The following is a 17,625-nucleotide window of genomic DNA, read 5'->3' as shown; positions in this document are numbered from 1 at the left end:
ACATCGCTCAGGCGGCGCGATTACGACGGGCTTCGATGATGTTGGGCAGCTGCGAGATGCGCCCCAGCAAGCGCCCCAGGGCGTCCAGACCAGGGATCTCGATGGTCAGCAGCATGTTGGCGGTGTTCTCCTCGCGATTGGAGCGGGTGTTCACCGCCAGCACGTTGATCCGCTCGTTGAGCAGGATCTGCGAAACGTCACGCAAGAGGCCGGAGCGGTCGAAGGCCTTGATGAGGATGTCGACCGGATAGGTCTGCACCGGCACCGGTCCCCAGCTCACCTGAATGGTCCGCTCCGGTTCGCGACTGGCCAGCTGCAGGGCGTTGGCGCAGTCCTGCCGGTGGATGGTCACGCCGCGCCCCAGGGTGATGTAGCCGACGATGGCATCGCCCGGTACCGGCTGGCAGCACCCGGCGATCTGGGTGAGCAGGTTGCCGACGCCCTGGATCTGCACGTCACCGCGCTTGCCCGGCTTGTTGGTGGGTTTGCGCGGAAGCAGATCGAGGGTATCGACGCCCTTGTCCGGCTCCACCAGCTGCTGGGCCGCGTGCATCACGTGGGCCAGGCGCAGATCGCCGGCACCCAGGGCCGCGAGCATGTCCTCGGCGCCCTTGTAGTTGACCTTTTCGGCGAGGGTGTTGAAGTCCACCGGCGGCAGTGCCAAGCGCGACAGCTCGCGCTCCACCATGGCCTTGCCGGCGGCGACGTTCTGATCCCGCGCCTGGAACTTGAACCAGTGGACGATCTTGGCCCGCGCTCGCGAGGTGTTGACGTAGCCGAGGTTGGGGTTGAGCCAGTCACGACTGGGCGAGCCCTGCTTGCCGGTGATGATCTCCACCTGCTCACCGGTCTGCAGCTGGTAGTTCAGCGGCACAATGCGGCCATTGATCTTGGCGCCGCGGCAGTTGTGACCGATCTCGGTGTGTACCCGATAGGCGAAGTCCAGCGGGGTCGCGCCCTTGGGCAGATCGATGGCGTGGCCGTCGGGCGTGAAGACATAGACCCGGTCCGGCTCGATGTCGACGCGCAACTGATCGGCCAGACCGCCGATGTCGCCCAGCTCCTCGTGCCACTCCAGCACCTGGCGCAGCCAGGAGATTTTCTCTTCGTAGTGATTGGAGGCCGATTTGACGTCGGTGCCCTTGTAGCGCCAATGCGCGCAAACCCCCAACTCGGCCTCCTCGTGCATGGCGTGGGTGCGGATCTGCACCTCCAGCACCTTGCCTTCCGGGCCGATCACCGCCGTGTGCAGGGAACGGTAGCCGTTCTCCTTGGGATTGGCGATATAGTCGTCGAATTCGCGGGGAATGTGCCGCCAGAGGGTGTGCACGATGCCCAGCGCGGTATAACAGTCACGCACCTCGGGTACCAGCACGCGCACCGCGCGCACGTCATAGATCTGGCTGAACTCCAGGCCCTTGCGCTGCATCTTCCGCCAGATGGAATAGATGTGCTTGGCCCGGCCACTGAGGTCGGATTTGATCCCGGTGGCAGTGAGTTCGTCGCGCAACTGCCGCATGACGTCGGCGATGTACTGTTCACGATCCAGCCGCCGCTCGTGCAGCAAGGTGGCGATCTGCTTGTACTGCTGCGGCTCCAGGTAGCGGAAGGACAGGTCCTCCAGCTCCCACTTGATATGACCGATGCCCAGGCGATGGGCCAGCGGCGCATAGATGTCGGCGACCTCACGGGCCACCCGGTTGCGGCGTTCTTCAGTGGCATTCTTGACCGCGCGGATGGCGCAGGTGCGTTCGGCCAGCTTGATCAGGGCGACGCGAACGTCGTCGACCATGGCCACCAGCATGCGCCGCAGGTTGTCGACCTGGGTTTGGCTACCCAGCACCATGGACTTGCGCGGATTGAGACTCTCGCTGATCGCCGCCATGCGCAGCACGCCTTCGATCAGCTTGGCCACCACCGGCCCGAAATGCTCGGCCGCGGCCTCCAGGGTCGCCTTGCCCTCGCGCACCGCCCGATAGACGACGGCGGCGATCAGGCTGTCCTGATCCAGCTTGAGGTCGGCGAGGATCTCGGCCATCTCCAGGCCGGTACGGAAACTGGACGTGCCCTCCGCCCAGGTATGCTCGACCTGCCCGGAGTTCTCTTCCGCCGTGCGGGCGAAGCCGCAGGCATCCAGCAAGGCCTCGCGATCGAGATTTGGATCCACGCTCTGGATATGATCCAGCCAGGCGTGAAGGTTGATGCTGCCATCGACATTGACTGGCTGATGCGCTCTGACCTGTACCATCTACCCCTTCCTCACGGCGCAGCGTTCTCGCCGGATTGGCTCGCATCGGTTGGCGAGCCGTCGTTACCCGGGCATCCCGCCCGCTTCGAACAACACCATGGCTTCCACATGGGCGGTCTGCGGAAACATGTCGAGAATGCCCGCTCGTGTCATGCGATAGCCCTGTCGCACCAGCTCTCCCGCATCCCGTGCCAGGGTGGACGGATTGCAGGACACATAGACCAGCCGCCCTATGCCCAGGCCCCTGAGCTGCCGGACCACCTCCAGCGCACCGTCGCGCGGTGGATCGAGCAGGGCCAGCGAATGGGTACCCAGATCGGCGGGTAGCGGGTTCGACAGGTCCACCTGTAGAAAGTGCGCGTTGCCGATGCCGTTGTCACGCGCATTTTGTATTGCCCGGGATGTCATCGCCGCGACACCTTCGATGCCGGTGACCGCAGCCGCCTGCCGAGCCAGCGGCAAGGCGAAGTTGCCCAGGCCGGAGAACAGGTCGAGCACCCGATCGTCAGCCGTTGGCGCCAGCCAGTCCAGGGCCTGGGCCACCATGGCCTCGTTGATGGGCGCATTGACCTGGACAAAATCCCCTGGCCGATAGGCAAGGGTCAACGCCCACGGCGCCAGCTGGTAAGCCAGAACGGCATCGACCTGATCCGGCTCGGGCTCACCCTTGCCCTGCCACCAGAGCTGTACCTGCGCAGCGGCGCAGAACTCGCGCAGACGAACCTGATCGCCCGGCAGCAGCGCCTGGGTATGGCGCACCAGCAGCGCCGTCGCCGTGCCCTGGAAAAGCTCGACATGGCCGATGGCCTGGGGCCGTTCCAGGCTCCCCAGCACGCCCGGCAGCGCCCGTAAGAGAACCTGCAGCTCGGGTACCAGCACCAGGCAGTCGTCGGGCGTGACGATGTCCTGACTGGCTTCGGCGCGAAACCCCACTTCCAGCCGATTCTGCCGCTCATCCCAGCGCACCGCGACCCGGGCGCGCCGGCGATAGCCGAATTCGGGGCCCACCAAAGGCGCAGCCCAGACCAGCGGCTGGACCCCCGCCAGGCGCTGGAACTGCTCTGCCAGCGCCTGCTGCTTGAGGGTCAGCTGATCGGCATGGGGCAGGTGCTGCAAAGTGCAACCGCCACAACGGTCGGCCACGGTACAGGGCGGGGTGCGCCGCAACGGGCTGGCGTCCAGCACCTTCAGGGTACGGGCCTCGACCACCTGGCTGCGGGCACCGAGCACCCGTGCCTCGACGCGCTCGCCCGGCAGGGCACCGGCGACGAACCAGGTCCGCCCGCCTTCGTGACCGATGCCACGGCCGTCATTGGACAGACGATCGATGCCCAGCACCTGGCGCTTGCCGGTGGGTACCGCGACCGAACGCGCTCCGCCGGCCGGCTGGAAACGCAGGCCGCCACCGCCTCGCTTAGCGCGGGTCATAGACGCCGGTCGACAGGTAGCGATCGCCTCGGTCACAGATGATCGCGACGATCACCGCATTGTCCACTTCCCGGGCGATACGCAGGGCGCCCGCCACCGAACCGCCGGAAGACACGCCGCAGAAGATGCCTTCTTCCCGCGCCAGTCGGCGCATGGTGTCTTCGGCTTCCTGCTGGCCCATGTCGATGATGCGATCCACGCGGCTGGATTCGTAGATCTTGGGCAGATAGGCCTCCGGCCAGCGGCGGATGCCGGGAATGGCCGCACCCTCTTCCGGCTGCAGCCCGACGATCTGCACCTTGGGATTCTGCTCCTTGAGGTAGCGCGAGGTGCCCATGATGGTCCCGGTGGTGCCCATGGAGCTGACGAAGTGGGTGATGCTGCCATGGGTCTGGCGCCAGATCTCCGGACCGGTACCCAGGTAGTGGGCAACGGGGTTGTCGCCATTACCGAACTGGTCGAGCACCTTGCCGCGGCCTTCGGCCTGCATGCGGGTAGCCAGATCCCGCGCGCCTTCCATGCCGTCTTCCTTGCTGACCAGGATCAGCTCGGCGCCATAGGCGGTCATGGCCGCCTTGCGTTCGGCACTGGAGTTGTCGGGCATGATCAGGATCATGCGATAGCCCATGATGGCGGCGGCCATGGCCAGGGCGATCCCGGTGTTGCCGGAGGTCGCCTCGATGAGGGTATCCCCCGGCTGGATATCGCCGCGGGACTCGGCCTGCCGGATCATCGACAGCGCCGGGCGATCCTTGACCGAGCCGGCCGGGTTGTTGCCTTCCAGCTTGAGCAGCACGGTACTGCGGGTGTCGCCGGCCAGGCGCTGCAGGCGCACCAGCGGCGTGTTACCGATGCAATCGGCGATGGTGGGATAGTGCAGACTCATGAATCAGCTCGTTCCGCCAGGGGGTGAAAGCCTTCCATGATACCCCCAAACCCGCGTCGACCCTACCCACCCGACGCAGGGCTAGGGTCGCGGTGCAGCGGCACCGTCGCTGGCCAGCTCCAGGGCGGCCGGCAGGCTCAGCGACAGGATGGCTTCCGGCCCCAAGTTGGGCCGCAGCTGGGGCGTCACCTCCAGCCCGGGCAGCCCCGCCAGCCGTTCGGCCAGTCGTTTGGCGGCCTCGGGCGCGACCTTGCGGGTCATGTCCTCGGTGCCGGAAAACAGCGAGAGCTGCACGGGACGGGCACCACCCACCCCCTGGAACTCCTGGGCACGCTTGAGGATGTAGCCCTGCTGCCAGCCATAGGCCACGTCGCTCGCGACATAACGCTGGAAGGCCTGGGGTTGCCTGAAGAGCGTATCGAGCACGAACAGGCCACCGTAGCCATGCCCCCAGAGGGTCTGGCGATTGGGATCGAACGGCACGCTCTGGGTCAGCAATGGCTTGATGCGCTGTTCGATCAGATCGAGAAAGGCCCGCGAGCCGCCGGTTGGCCACTCCTTGCGTGCATCGTCACGATTGCGCCCGCCATTGACCGCCGGGGTGTAGTCGTAGGTGCGCTCCTGCATGGCATCCGCCGCGTCGGCATAGCCAATGGCGACCAGAACCGGGGGACTTTTCAGTTTATGCGGCGACAGCCAGACATCCTGGAGCTGCGCCAGGGCCGTCTCGCCGTCGAGCAGGAACAGCGCGGGATAGCCCATCATGGGTGCCGGTTGCTTGGGGATGCCGATATAGACCCGATAGCGCCGCTTGCCGTCCGCCGAGTCGAGCAGGTGCGTCTCGAAGCTGTAGTACATCGACCCCCGCTCCACCAGGGTGGCCTGCTTCGTTTCCTGGGCCTGGGTCGGTGCCATCCAGCCGGCCCCCAGCAACAGGGCGCCCGCCAGCATCAGACTGCAACTCTTCTTCAAAGGATCTCCTCGAACATAACCGTACCGGAACGACCGGCAATCCCTACCAGACCGCCGATGGCGCCAATGGTTGTCCACCCCGGCCAGGGACCGTGGCAGCCTTCGCGCATTTTCGCGGATCAATGTCGCGAGGGGGTGCGACCCCTTTCGCAAAGACTCTCTTTACATTTGGTAAAGAGGTTAGACTCGCCAATTTCCTCGGGGGACGCGTAGTGCTGGACGAATTGGGACTCAAGGGACGCATTCTGCTGTTGAGCGTCCTCCCGACCTGCTGCATGGCGGCCCTGCTCGGGGTCTACTTCAGCTGGGTCCAGCTGTCGGACATGCGCAGCCAGCTCATCGAGCACGGCCAGCTGGTCGCCCAGCAGATGGCGCCTCTTATCGCGCCGGCCATGCGCACCGGTGACAACGATCAGCTCAATCGCATCGCCCAACGGGCCCTCGATCAGGCCGACGTCCGGGCGATCAGCTTCCTTGATGCCGATGGCAACGTCCTCGCCCATGCCGGCCCCTCCATGACCGTGGAGCTGACCGGGCGCGACTTCCAGACCATCAGCATGAGATCCGGCCTCGACATCACCCACTTCAATCTGCCGGTGCAGACCCACGATCTGCGCCTGACCCGCAGCGACGGCAGTCCGGCCTCGCCCCAGACCCTGGGCTGGATCCAGCTCGAACTCTCCCACCACGCCACCCTGCTGCGCGGTTATCGCAACCTGGTGGCCGGCCTGCTGCTGATCCTGCTGGGCCTGGCCTTCACCGCCTTCATCGCGGTGCGCATGGGCCGGCGGATCAATCGTCCCCTGCAGGTGATCGCCCAGGGTGTCAGCCAGCTGCAGGAAGGCCGCCTGGAAACGCGCCTGCCCACCCAGCTCGGCAGCCCCGAATTCGACGAACTGGCGACCGGTATCAATCGCATGGCCGAAGCCATGGAAAACGCCCAGTTCGAGATGCAGAACAACATCGACCAGGCCACCGAAGACGTACGCCAGAATCTGGAAACCATCGAAATCCAGAACATCGAACTGGACCTGGCACGCAAGGCCGCCCTGGAGGCCAGCCGCATCAAGTCGGAATTCCTGGCCAACATGAGCCATGAGATCCGCACCCCGCTCAACGGCATCATCGGCTTCACCAACCTGATGCAGAAAAGCGAGCTGACTCCCCGCCAGCAGGACTACCTGAGCACCATCCAGAACTCCGCGGAAAGCCTGCTGGGCATCATCAACGAGATCCTCGACTTCTCGAAGATCGAGGCCGGCAAGCTCGTGCTGGAAAACCTGCCGTTCAATCTGCGCGACATGATCCAGGACACCCTGACCATCCTCGCGCCCTCGGCCCACGAAAAGCACCTCGAACTGGTCTGCCTGGTGTATCGCGACACCCCGACCCACCTGGTCGGCGATCCCCAGCGCCTGCGCCAGGTGCTCACCAACCTGGTGAGCAACGCCATCAAGTTCACCCACTCCGGCACCATCGCCGTACGGGCCATGGTCGAGGAAGAAACCGACGACCATGCCCAGCTGCGCATCAGCGTGCAGGACACCGGGGTCGGGCTGACCGACGAAGACCGGCAGATGCTGTTCCAGGCCTTTTCCCAGGCCGACAACTCCCTGACCCGCCAGGCGGGCGGCACCGGGCTGGGCCTGGTCATCTCCAAGCGCCTGATCGAGCAGATGGGCGGCGAGATCGGCCTGGAAAGCATTCCCGGCGAAGGCTCGGAATTCTGGATCACCCTTACCTTACCCAAGGCCCATGGCAGCGTCGAAAACCACAAGCGCATCGCCCTGGCCGGCCGTCGCGTTGGCCTGGTGGAACCGCACCCCCTCACCCGCCAGGCGCTGCAGCACCAGCTCGAGGAGTGCGGCCTGAGCGTCGAAGCCTTCGAGACCCTTGAACAGCTGAGTGATGCCGTCGCCCATCCGGCGTCCGGCAAGCTGCCGATCAGCCTGGCGGTGCTTGGCGTCAGCGCGCGTACCATTCCCCCGGATCTGCTCACCGAGCGCATCTGGGAGCTGGGTCGCCAGGACTGCAACACCCTGGTCTATTGCCCGACCACCGACCAGGCGGTGTTCCACGCCTCCCTGCCGGACGTCCACTGCCAGCTGCACGCCAAGCCGGCCTGCAGCCGCAAGCTCGAACAGGCCGTGGCCGAACTGCTCAACCAGCGCCCACAGCGCAACGAAAGCGGCGGGATGGGCATCACCGACCGTCCGCCCCGCCTGCTCTGCGTGGATGACAATCCAGCCAACCTGCTGCTGGTAGAAACCCTGCTGACCGATCTTGGTGCCCAGGTCACCGCGGTGGACAGTGGCTATGCCGCGGTGGAGGCGGTTCAGCAGGAGCGCTTCGACCTGGTATTCATGGATGTGCAGATGCCCGGCATGGACGGTCGCCAGGCCACCGAGGCCATTCGCGACTGGGAAGCCAGCGAGGGCGGCACCCCGGTGCCTATCGTCGCGCTCACCGCCCACGCCATGGCCAACGAGAAACGCGCCCTGCTGCAGAGCGGCATGGACGACTACCTGACCAAGCCCATCAGCGATCGGCAACTGGCCCAGGTCATTCTCAAGTGGACGGGCTTGCGCCTGCTGCACAGCTCGGCACCCGAGGTCACCAGCCTCAACAGCGGCGGCCAGGACATTTCCACCCTACCGGTGATGGACGCGGACGAAGGCCTGCGCCTCGCCGCCAACAAGCCCGACCTGGCCAAGGACCTGCTGAGCATGCTGCTCGCCTCCCTGGCGGCGGATCGCCAGGCCATCCGCCAGGCCCGCGAGGACGGTGATCGCATTGCGCTCATCGAACGCGTCCACCGTCTGCATGGCGCTACCCGCTATTGCGGCGTACCCCAGCTGCGGGCCGCCTGCCAGCACAGCGAAACCCTGCTCAAGCAGGGTGCTCCGACCTCCAGCCCGGCGCTGGAAGAGCTGGACGCCGCCATCGTCAACCTCTCCGCCCAGGCCAAGAGCCCGCTCTAGCGGGCGCTAGTCCTCGAACAGCCTGAGCTGCAGCGCGGCTTCGCGCAGATCCAGCAGGCGCACGCCGACGCCCAGCAACCGGACCGGCCGATTGCCACGGCGATAGGCCTGCTCCAGCAGGCGCCGATAGCTGTCGAGATCCCGACCGGCGCCCTGCTGCTCCAGGGTGGTCTGGGTGAAGTCGTGGAACTTGACCTTGATGAAGGGCCGTTCCGGGCGATAGCGATCGGCCAGCCGCACCAACCGCTCTTCGAGCTTGGCCAGCAATTCCGGCAACTCCTTCACACAGGCAGCGGCGTCAGGCAGGTCCTGGTCATAGGTGCGCTCCACGCTGGCCGATCGCCGCTGACTGTCCACCTTGACCTGGCGCTCGTCGATACCATGGGCCAACGACCAGAGTCGCTCGCCGAAGCTGCCGAATTCTCGCAACAGATCGAAGCGCGACCAGGTCTGCAGATCGCTGCACAGGACGATGCCGCGCCGCTTGAGCTTGTCCGCGGTGACCTTGCCGACGCCGTGCAGCTTGGCCACCGGCAATGTGGCGACGAAATCATCCACCTCGTGCGGCGCGATGACGAACAGGCCGTTGGGCTTTTTCCAGTCGCTGGCGATCTTGGCAAGAAACTTGTTGGGCGCCACCCCCGCTGACACCGTGATGTTCAGCTCATGCCACACCCGACGGCGGATGTCGCGCGCGATCAGGGTGGCGCTGCCGTTGAACAGGTCGCACTGGGTGACATCCAGGTAAGCCTCGTCGAGGGACAGCGGCTCGATCAGCTCGGTGTAGTCCTGGAAGATCCCATGGATCTGCCGCGACACTTCCTTATAGACATCGAAGCGCGGCTTGACGAAGACCAGGTCGGGACAGAGTTTCTGCGCCTGATGGGACGACATGGCGGAGCGCACACCGAAGGCGCGGGCCTCATAGTTGCAGGTGGCGACCACCCCACGCCGATCAGGGGTACCGCCTACCGCCAGGGGCTTGCCGCCCAGACGCGGATCGTCGCGCATCTCGATGGACGCATAGAAGCAGTCGCAATCGACATGAATGATCTTGCGCTGACGCTTGGGGGGAAGTTGGGCGGTGGAGTTGTCCGGAGCCATGGAGAGAGATGCCGGGCCGGGCACTGCGGCTGATTATCCGTACAGTAAGCCAAGCCCGTCCGCATTTGTCCATGGCGAACGACGAATCGACCGTTAACCGACGTCCTGCAACAGGCGTTGGCGATGAACGACCTCTTCACGCAGCTCATCGACCACGGCCTTGAGGTCATGGGCGTGATGCAACTGATCATAATAGAGGTGACGCTCGGCGATTACCCCATCTGGCGTGGTGACCATCAGTCGCGCGAAATGGTCGCTGCGCTCGAAGAACTCGATGCGTCCCAGACCCTGAAGATGATGAAGCAAGGTTTCCAGCAGGAGATTCATGGCGGCCCCTTGGACTTTCCTGGTCAAACGGCTCAGTCGCGCTGCCCATCGTCGAAAGGTGCACTCTCGTCGCCGGCGATGACGATCCGATCTTCTAATTGGCCGGATCGAACATGGCGAGACGGGGTATCCAGCAGCGCTTGCGCTGCGGTACGAAGCGTCTTCATGTCGTCGACGAGCAATTCGACTTTCTGCACGACTTGAAGTGCCATCTCGCCTGCGCCGTTGATACTGCTGCCGGTCAGGGCAAGGGAAAGATTGCACAGCTGGGCGACGAGCGTCGCTACATCCTGTTCCATCATGCGCATGATGCGCTGATCCAGACAACTCGAATCCTGGGAAGGGTGCATGGGGTTCTCCGCGAGACACCTCGAGGATAGCATATGGCCACCACCAGCCCTGGTGGTGATGCGGCGTTTTGCTATCACCGTCTCACTTGCTCGCGCGCTCTCATCGGATTCGTGGACCCTTTGCCACGCACACGGGTCGACTGATGACGTGCAACCAGGAGATCCCCCATGAAACGTCCCCTACTGCTTTCTTCCGCCCTGTTGATCACCCTGGCACTCAGCGGCTGCTTCGACCGTGACCAGTCGGATCAGCAAAATCGCTCCAGCGGTGAAAAGGCCTCGGTGCAGATGCAGAAAAGCGATACCGACAAGTGACCTTCCCTCGCCTCCTTAAATAAGCCTTTGAAGAATATTAAATTTTTTCCTTGACGTTTTTTTTCTTGGCCCTATACTGAGCCACATCGGACGCGGGATGGAGCAGTCTGGTAGCTCGTCGGGCTCATAACCCGAAGGTCGTTGGTTCAAATCCAGCTCCCGCAACCAAATTCGAAAAAACCACTCTTCTGAGTGGTTTTTTTTTGCGCTGAATTTGACCTGGGCCAGATCCCAGCGGTGCGAACTCTGGAGCTACAAGAGCTACAAAGGTTGGTATAGAGCTTTTTTATCTGTACAAGGCTTGGCAAACCGCGCGCGAGCAGTAATCTGACGCGCGTTTCCTGTCTAGAGGAGTTTGCATGACTGCACCTGATCCAGCCAAAGAGGTCTCCTCGAAGCCGGTATCCCCTGCGGATCATCCCGTTTCGCCCCCTCCCGCCCTACCCTGGCGCCTGCTGGAACGGCTGACCGCCTACCGGCAACCCATCGAGCTGGGTCTCACGCTGGTGTTGTTCGCCGTCGCACTGGTGGTGTGCTGGCACCTGCTGAGCAGCATCGATGGCGAAGCCCTGCACGATGCCCTGCATGACATCCCGCACTCGTCACTGATCGGCGCCCTCCTGGCGGCGGCAGCCGGCTTCACCATCCTGTTGGGCTACGAGTGGTCGGCCATGCACTTCGCCGACGTCAAGCTGCCGGCGCGGACCTGGACCCTAGGTGGTTTCACTGCCTTCGCCATCGGCAACGCGGTGGGTCTGTCCATGCTGTCCGGTGGTTCGGTGCGCTATCGCCTCTATGCGCGCAAGGGCCTCAGTGCCCTGGAAGTGGCGCAGATGACGGTATTTTCCAGCCTGGCGCTGGGAACCGCACTGCCACCGCTGGCCGCTATCGCCGCCTTGACCAATCTGCAGGCCTCCACCCAGGCCCTGCGGGTACCGGAGGCGGTGATCATCACCGTGGCCGGGCTGATCCTGGTCGGCTATGCGGTGGGTATCCTGGCATTGCGTCGCTGGCGCGCCCCCGAACAGCCCTCTGCCCATGCCCTGCACTTCCGCATCGGCAAGAGAGCGCTGCGTCTGCCGACCCTGCGCCTGTCCGCCCTGCAGCTGGCGATCACCATCCTCGACGTCGTCGCCGCGTCCATGGTGCTCTACCTGCTGCTGCCGACCGCACCACCCTTCGGTGCCTTCCTGCTCGTTTATCTGCTGGCGCTGGCCGCCGGGGTACTCAGCCACGTCCCGGGCGGCGTCGGGGTCTTCGAAGCCGTACTGCTGGCAGCCTTCGCCAACGAGCTGGGCGCTGCCCAGCTGGCTGCCGCCCTGGTGGTCTACCGGCTGTTCTATGTGCTGCTGCCCTTCGTGCTCGCCTGCCTGGTGCTGCTGTTCAGCGAAGGCCGCCGCCTGCTGTCGAACAGTCCGGCGGTTCGCGTGGCGTCCGGCCTGGCCGCGCCCATCCTGGCTATCCTGGTGTTCTTTTCCGGGGTAGTCCTGCTTTTTTCTGGGGTCACCCCTGAAATAGACACCCGTCTGGAAGGCATGGATTTCCTGCTGCCCCAGCGGTTGATCGACGCCTCCCACCTGGGCGCGAGCCTGATTGGCGTCGTATGTCTATTGCTGGCGCAGGGATTGCGCCGGCGCCTGTCCGCGGCTTGGGCGGTGACCTTGGTTTTGCTGTTGCTGGGCTCTCTGCTGTCCCTGTTGAAAGGTTTCGACTGGGAGGAAGCCTCCATCCTGGCGCTGACGGCCGCGCTGCTCGCCATCTTTCGCAAATCCTTCTATCGCCGTAGCCGGCTGATGGAGCAGCCGTTCTCGCCGCTGTACGTGACCGCCAGCATCTGCGTGGTCGCGGCCTCGGTCTGGCTGCTGCTGTTCGCCTATCAGGACGTTCCCTACGATACGCGCCTGTGGTGGCAATTCGCGCTGGACGCCGATGCCCCCCGCGGTCTGCGCGCGGCCTTGGGCAGTTCGGTACTGCTGCTGATCATTGCCCTGGGCTGGCTGCTGCGCGCCGCGCCGCCACCCATCGAAGCGCCCGATACGGCAGAGCTCGAACGGGCCTTCGGCATCGTGCGCAAATCCAGTCAGCCGGATGGCGGCCTGGTGATGACCGGGGACAAGGCCCTGCTCTTCCACGAGAGTGACGACGCCTTCCTGATGTACGGTCGCCGCGGGCGCAGCCTGATCGCCTTGTTCGACCCCATCGGTCGGGCACAACCCCGCGCCGAGCTGATCTGGAAATTCCGCGACCTGTGCGATCTGCACCATGCGCGACCGGTGTTCTATCAGGTACGCGCCGAGAACCTGCCGTTCTACATGGACATCGGCCTGACAGCCCTGAAGCTGGGTGAGGAGGCGCGGGTCGATCTGCACGCCTTCGATCTCGACAGCAAAGGCAAGAAGGACCTGCGCTATACCTGGAACCGGGGCCAGCGCGATGGCCTGTCCATCGAATTCCATGCACCCGGCGAAGCGCCCTTCGACGAACTCAAGGCCATCTCCGACGTCTGGCTGGAGAGCAAGCAGGTGCGGGAGAAAGGCTTCTCTCTGGGCCGTTTCGATCAGGCTTACCTCAAGCACTTCCGCATCGCCGTGGTGCGCTTCCAGGACCGAGCGGTGGCCTTTGCCAATCTGCTGGAAACCGAACGGCCTGACCTGGCCAGCATCGATCTGATGCGTGTCACCGCCGATGCGCCCAAGCAGACCATGGAATTCCTCATGCTCGGCCTGATCCTGCATTTCAAGGCCGCCGGTTTCGCCCGCTTCTCGCTGGGCATGGTGCCACTGGCAGGACTACACCCCCGTCGCGGCGCACCCATTACCCAGCGCCTGGGCGCCATGGTGTTCAGGCGCGGGGAACAGTTCTATAACTTCCAGGGACTGCGTCGCTTCAAGGACAAGTTCGATCCGGAATGGGAGCCGCGCTACATGGCCGTGCCTGCCGGCCTGGATCCCCTGGTAGCCTTCGCAGACACCGCCGCCCTAATCGCCGGGGGTTATACCGGCCTGGTCAAACGTTGAGAGTCCTATGCTGAAACGTGCACTCGTCGTACTGCTCGTCCTTCTGCTGATCGCCGCGGGCCTGGGCTGGTGGTGGTTTCATCGCTGGCCATCGGCTCCCCAGGTCAAGGTCCTGGCGCAGCCGGACGGCCGTCTGCTGACCATGGCCGCGCCCAAGGGTGAGCCGCATGCCCGCGTCGTGCTGGCGACCCCGCCCGATCTGCAGCTGGCGGATGCCGACCTGCTGAGCCTGGCAACCGACACCGGCGCCGAGATCGTTCAGTACGAAATCAAAGTGCTCAACAGCTGCCAGGCCCAGGGTGACGATTTCGCCACTGCGGCCAAGGAACTGAGCGGTGCTCCAACCTTCGTCGGCGGTATCGGCCCAGGCGCGTCCCGGGCATGGCGCTGGCTGGCCACCCAGGACAACGCCAAGGCTGCGGCCCTGAGCGTCGGCTTCAACGTGGAATCCCTGGATTGCCCGGATGCACTGCCGGCCAAGGCCGCGAACGGCCACTGGCATATCGCCTGGAACGATCATCCCACTGATGACTCCGCCATCTTCGTGCGCCAGCAGAGCAATGCCGATCTGACCATCGCCGACTATGGCACCGCCCTGCCGGTGGTACTGCGCGAGCAGCTCAAGACCCGGCTGCTGGGCGAGCACAACGATATCCCCACCATCGAGATGCCGGCCGATCCGGACGTCAAGCCCGGCCACCCCGACGTAGTGACCATCTTCTACTCCGGTGACGGCGGCTGGCGCGACATCGATCGTCTCTCGGCTCAGGCCATGAACGAAGCAGGTTATCCGGTGATCGGCGTGGATTCGCTGCGCTACTTCTGGCAGCACAAGAGCCCGGAACAGGTGGCTGCCGACCTGGCCAACCTGATGCAGGAGTACCGCGAGAAGTGGAACGCCAAGCACTTCGTGCTGGCAGGCTACTCCTTTGGTGCCGACATCCTGCCGGCGGTCTACAACCGTCTGCCCAAGGCGGATCAGGACCAGGTGTCCTCGCTGCTGCTGCTGGCCTTCAGCCGCAAGAGCAACTTTGAGATCGCCGTGGAAGGCTGGCTGGGCAAACCGGGCGACGAAGCCGACACCCTGCCGGAAACCAGCAAGATTCCCGCTGCCAAGCAATTTTGCGTCTATGGCGAGGAAGAGAAGGACGACAGTGGCTGCACGCAACCCGGTCAGCCGGGCGAGAAGCTGGGTCGCCCGGGCGGTCACCACTTCGACGAGAACTACGACAGGCTGGCTGACTTCATGGTCAAGGCTATCGAGGCCCGTACGCCGCAGTAGCTGTTGGGTAGAGCGGGCGTGAAGCCCGCTCTACGTCTCCTGAGTTGGAGACAGGCAGGCCTGCAAGGTCCCGTGAAACCCGCTGAAGACGGTACCGGAGTCGCCCGAATTTAAGACGGGCAAGGGAGCATCCTTCCAGGCCATGTCCAACGCAGCCTGACCAGCGCCTAGCAGAGACTGGGCAGTCACTCGGGGCCCGGACGAACGGCTGGAACAACAGGGCGGTCTCCCGCGGTCTATCGCTCCATCAGCCCCGGAGACCTTCGCCATGACTACACCGCTTTCTGCCGACGCCGCCAGCAAGATCCTGGTCGACGCCTTCCAGCCTCTGGGTTGCGTGGTGTCCTCTGGCGCCGATGGCCATGACCTGGCATTGGGTGTAGTCGATGCGCAAGGTAAGACGCTCTACGCGGAAGAGCAGCTCGGCGAAGCCGACTACAGCGATCCGCTACGCCTGGCCGGCTACATAGGCACCGTGCGCAGCGAACTGGAAGGCCGCGGCCAGACCCTCGATAGCTGGCAGATGCCCTTCATCACCGATCCTGACGCCCTGCCCCCGCCGGTATTCAACTAGGCAAAGAAAAGGCCCCTTCCGGGGCCTTTGTTCTTTCTGCGCTCGGTCAGATCTCGACCTGGGTGCCCAGCTCGATCACCCGATTCACCGGCAGCTTGAAGAATCTCAGGTTGCCGTTGGCGTTCTTCATCAGGAAGACGAAGAGATTTTCTCGCCAGGGCGCCATGCCCAGGCGCTTGGAGGCGATCACCGTTTCCCGGCTGAGGAAGTAGGTGGTGCGCATCGGGGTGAAATCCAGACCTGGATAGGGGCAATGGCTGAGCGCCAGGGGGATGTCCGGCTCGTCCATGAAGCCGTAGTGCAGTACCACCCGATAGAAGCCGTCACCAAAGTCCTCGACCTCCATGCGCTCGCCGCGCGATACCCGCGGCCGGTCCTCATAGCGCACCGTGAGCAGCACCACCTGCTCATGCAGCACCTGGTTGTGCAGCAGGTTGTGCAGCATGGCATGGGGGACCACATCGGTCCGCGCCGTGAGGAACACCGCGGTGCCCTTGGCGCGGAATGGCGGCTGGGCGCGGATGCTGCTGATAAAAATCGGCAGCGGCAGCGCCCCGTCGTCCAGGCGCTCCACCACCAGCTGCCGGCCACGCTTCCAGGTGGTCAGCAGGATGAAGATGATGATACCGGCGATCACCGGGAAGGAGCCGCCGGAGAAGATCTTCGGCGCGTTGGCGGAGAAGTACAGGACATCCACCATCAGGAAGCCGATCAGCAGCGGCACCATGATCCAGCGTGGCCACTTCCACAGCAGCAGGATCACCGCCGACACCAGGCAGCTGGTGATCAGCATGGTACCGGTCACGGCGACGCCATAGGCTTCGGCCAGGTTGGCGGAAGACTGGAAGGTGAGGATCAGGAAGATCACGCCCAGCATCAGCGCCCAATTCATCAGCGGGATGTAGATCTGCCCCTGCTCCTGGCTGGAGGTGTGCTGGATCTGCATGCGCGGGATGTAGCCCAGCTGGATGGCCTGGCGAGTCATGGAGAAGGCACCGGTGATCACCGCCTGGGAGGCGATGACGGTGGCCAGGGTCGCCAGGCCGATCATCGGCAACAGCAGCCATTCCGGCGCCAGCAGATAGAAGGGATTGCGCACGGCCGCGGGATCGGCGAGCAACAGCGCACCCTGACCGAAATAATTGAGCACCAGTCCCGGCAACACCAGCATCAGCCAGGCGCGAGCGATAGGCTTGCGGCCGAAGTGGCCCATGTCGGCATAGAGCGCTTCGGCGCCGGTAAGCGCCAGCACGGCGGCGCCCAGGACGATGAAGCCCTTCACCGGGTTGGCGGCAAAGAACTCCACCGCCCAGTAGGGATTGAAGGCCTTGAGCACCTCGGGCTGCTGGACGATGCCATAGACGCCCAGAGCGCCCAGGGTGGTGAACCAGAGCACCATCACCGGCCCGAAGAACTTGCCGATGGTGGCCGTGCCGCGCTTCTGAATGGCGAAGATGCCGACCAGGATCACCAGGGCGATGGGTACCACCCAGGCTTCCAGCCCATCGAAGGCCAGTTCCAGGCCTTCCACCGCCGACAGCACCGAGACCGCCGGGGTGATCATGCTGTCGCCATAGAAGAGCGCTGCACCGAACAGACCCAGCAGCACCAGGGTCGTGGCCAGCCGGGGCGAGCCTTGCGCCGCGCGACGGGCCAGCGCGGTCAGGGCCATGATGCCGCCCTCGCCCTGGTTGTCGGCGCGCATGACAAAGGTGATGTACTTGAGGGTGACGACCCAGATGAGCGACCAGAAGATCAGCGACAGGATGCCGAGTACGCTGTCGTGATTCAGCGGCAGGCCGTAGTGCGGGGAAAAGACTTCCTTGAGCGTATAGAGAGGGCTGGTGCCGATGTCGCCGTAGACCACGCCGGTGGCGAGCACGATCATTCCCAAGGCCGAAGGGGCTTTACCACCGTGCTCGTGTTCCGGACGGCTCATGCGAGGCTCCTAGAGTCGAAAATCGGCGCATCCTGCGCCGAAGCGGCGCCGGGATCAAGCTGAAAAGGCCAGGGGCGTGGTGCCGGCAACTTCTCAGCGCCGCGCTTCACGCACCCTAGACTCTCTCGTCGGCAAAAAGCTCGTGCTGTCGACAGGGCTTGCATGCCCCTTCCAAGCAGCGACAGAGATGGCTAGAATCGCG

13 protein-coding genes and 1 tRNA gene are annotated in these 17,625 nt (G+C 64.3%); 6 read left to right on the top strand and 8 right to left on the bottom strand.

Features of this window, described 5'->3' with window-relative positions; genetic code table 11:
* Positions 1-7: 7 nt before the first annotated feature.
* The 4 genes from relA to ACUCV0_RS08500 all read right to left on the bottom strand — a co-directional run bounded on the left by relA (position 8) and on the right by ACUCV0_RS08500 (position 5,534).
* Entirely contained in the window at positions 8-2,248 is a 2,241-nt protein-coding gene (relA, locus tag ACUCV0_RS08515; protein ID WP_434774509.1) for a GTP diphosphokinase, read from the bottom strand.
* A 63-nt stretch (positions 2,249-2,311) separates the two neighbouring features.
* Positions 2,312-3,676, bottom strand: coding sequence for a 23S rRNA (uracil(1939)-C(5))-methyltransferase RlmD (gene rlmD / locus ACUCV0_RS08510; protein WP_482212492.1), 1,365 nt, complete (start codon positions 3,674-3,676; stop codon positions 2,312-2,314).
* On the bottom strand, positions 3,663-4,562 hold the full coding sequence (gene cysM, locus ACUCV0_RS08505) for a cysteine synthase CysM (protein WP_059315395.1): 900 nt from the start codon (positions 4,560-4,562) through the stop codon (positions 3,663-3,665). The genes rlmD and cysM overlap by 14 nt, the downstream gene beginning before the upstream one ends.
* Positions 4,563-4,643: 81 nt before the next feature.
* A complete protein-coding gene (locus tag ACUCV0_RS08500; protein WP_313647544.1) occupies positions 4,644-5,534 on the bottom strand; it encodes an alpha/beta hydrolase in 891 nt (296 codons plus the stop codon).
* 212 nt (positions 5,535-5,746) lie between these two features.
* Between ACUCV0_RS08500 and ACUCV0_RS08495 the strand changes: the two genes are divergently transcribed.
* The gene (locus ACUCV0_RS08495; RefSeq protein WP_482212491.1) at positions 5,747-8,515 is read left to right on the top strand and encodes a response regulator; all 2,769 of its coding nucleotides are present in this window, start codon (positions 5,747-5,749) and stop codon (positions 8,513-8,515) included.
* Between the two features lie 6 nt (positions 8,516-8,521).
* Here the strand turns inward: ACUCV0_RS08495 and dinB are convergent, their stop codons facing one another.
* From dinB to ACUCV0_RS08480, 3 genes are all read right to left on the bottom strand, one after another.
* A complete protein-coding gene (gene dinB / locus ACUCV0_RS08490) occupies positions 8,522-9,619 on the bottom strand; it encodes a DNA polymerase IV (RefSeq protein ID WP_482212490.1) in 1,098 nt (365 codons plus the stop codon).
* A gap of 93 nt (positions 9,620-9,712) precedes the next feature.
* Positions 9,713-9,946, bottom strand: a complete 234-nt coding sequence (locus tag ACUCV0_RS08485; protein ID WP_059315399.1) for a hypothetical protein — start codon at positions 9,944-9,946, stop codon at positions 9,713-9,715.
* A gap of 32 nt (positions 9,947-9,978) precedes the next feature.
* Positions 9,979-10,296, bottom strand: coding sequence for a hypothetical protein (locus ACUCV0_RS08480; protein ID WP_059315400.1), 318 nt, complete (start codon positions 10,294-10,296; stop codon positions 9,979-9,981).
* A 168-nt stretch (positions 10,297-10,464) separates the two neighbouring features.
* On the opposite strand from ACUCV0_RS08480, the gene ACUCV0_RS08475 reads away from it, so the two are divergent.
* The 5 genes from ACUCV0_RS08475 (at position 10,465) to ACUCV0_RS08455 (ending at position 15,484) form a co-directional block, all read left to right on the top strand.
* Positions 10,465-10,611 carry a hypothetical protein gene (locus tag ACUCV0_RS08475; RefSeq protein WP_167348565.1) on the top strand — a complete coding sequence of 49 codons (147 nt, stop codon included), beginning with the start codon at positions 10,465-10,467 and terminating at the stop codon, positions 10,609-10,611.
* Positions 10,612-10,702: 91 nt separating this feature from the next.
* A tRNA-Met gene (locus ACUCV0_RS08470) sits at positions 10,703-10,779 on the top strand.
* A gap of 191 nt (positions 10,780-10,970) precedes the next feature.
* Positions 10,971-13,628 carry a bifunctional lysylphosphatidylglycerol flippase/synthetase MprF gene (gene mprF / locus ACUCV0_RS08465; protein ID WP_059315401.1) on the top strand — a complete coding sequence of 886 codons (2,658 nt, stop codon included), beginning with the start codon at positions 10,971-10,973 and terminating at the stop codon, positions 13,626-13,628.
* Between the two features lie 7 nt (positions 13,629-13,635).
* Positions 13,636-14,910: an AcvB/VirJ family lysyl-phosphatidylglycerol hydrolase gene (locus tag ACUCV0_RS08460; protein ID WP_313647541.1), complete on the top strand. Its 1,275-nt coding sequence runs from the start codon at positions 13,636-13,638 to the stop codon at positions 14,908-14,910.
* Between the two features lie 268 nt (positions 14,911-15,178).
* Positions 15,179-15,484 carry a hypothetical protein gene (locus ACUCV0_RS08455; protein WP_059315403.1) on the top strand — a complete coding sequence of 102 codons (306 nt, stop codon included), beginning with the start codon at positions 15,179-15,181 and terminating at the stop codon, positions 15,482-15,484.
* A gap of 46 nt (positions 15,485-15,530) precedes the next feature.
* On the opposite strand, the gene ACUCV0_RS08450 is transcribed toward ACUCV0_RS08455, so the two are convergent.
* Positions 15,531-17,372, bottom strand: a complete 1,842-nt coding sequence (locus tag ACUCV0_RS08450; RefSeq protein WP_059315404.1) for a potassium transporter Kup — start codon at positions 17,370-17,372, stop codon at positions 15,531-15,533.
* Between the last annotated feature and the right edge of the window lie 253 nt (positions 17,373-17,625).

Source organism: Pseudomonas sp. VMV1 (assembly GCF_056790235.1).
The sequence above is the reverse complement of the archived record's forward strand: the minus strand, read 5'-3'. Positions and strand labels throughout refer to the sequence as shown.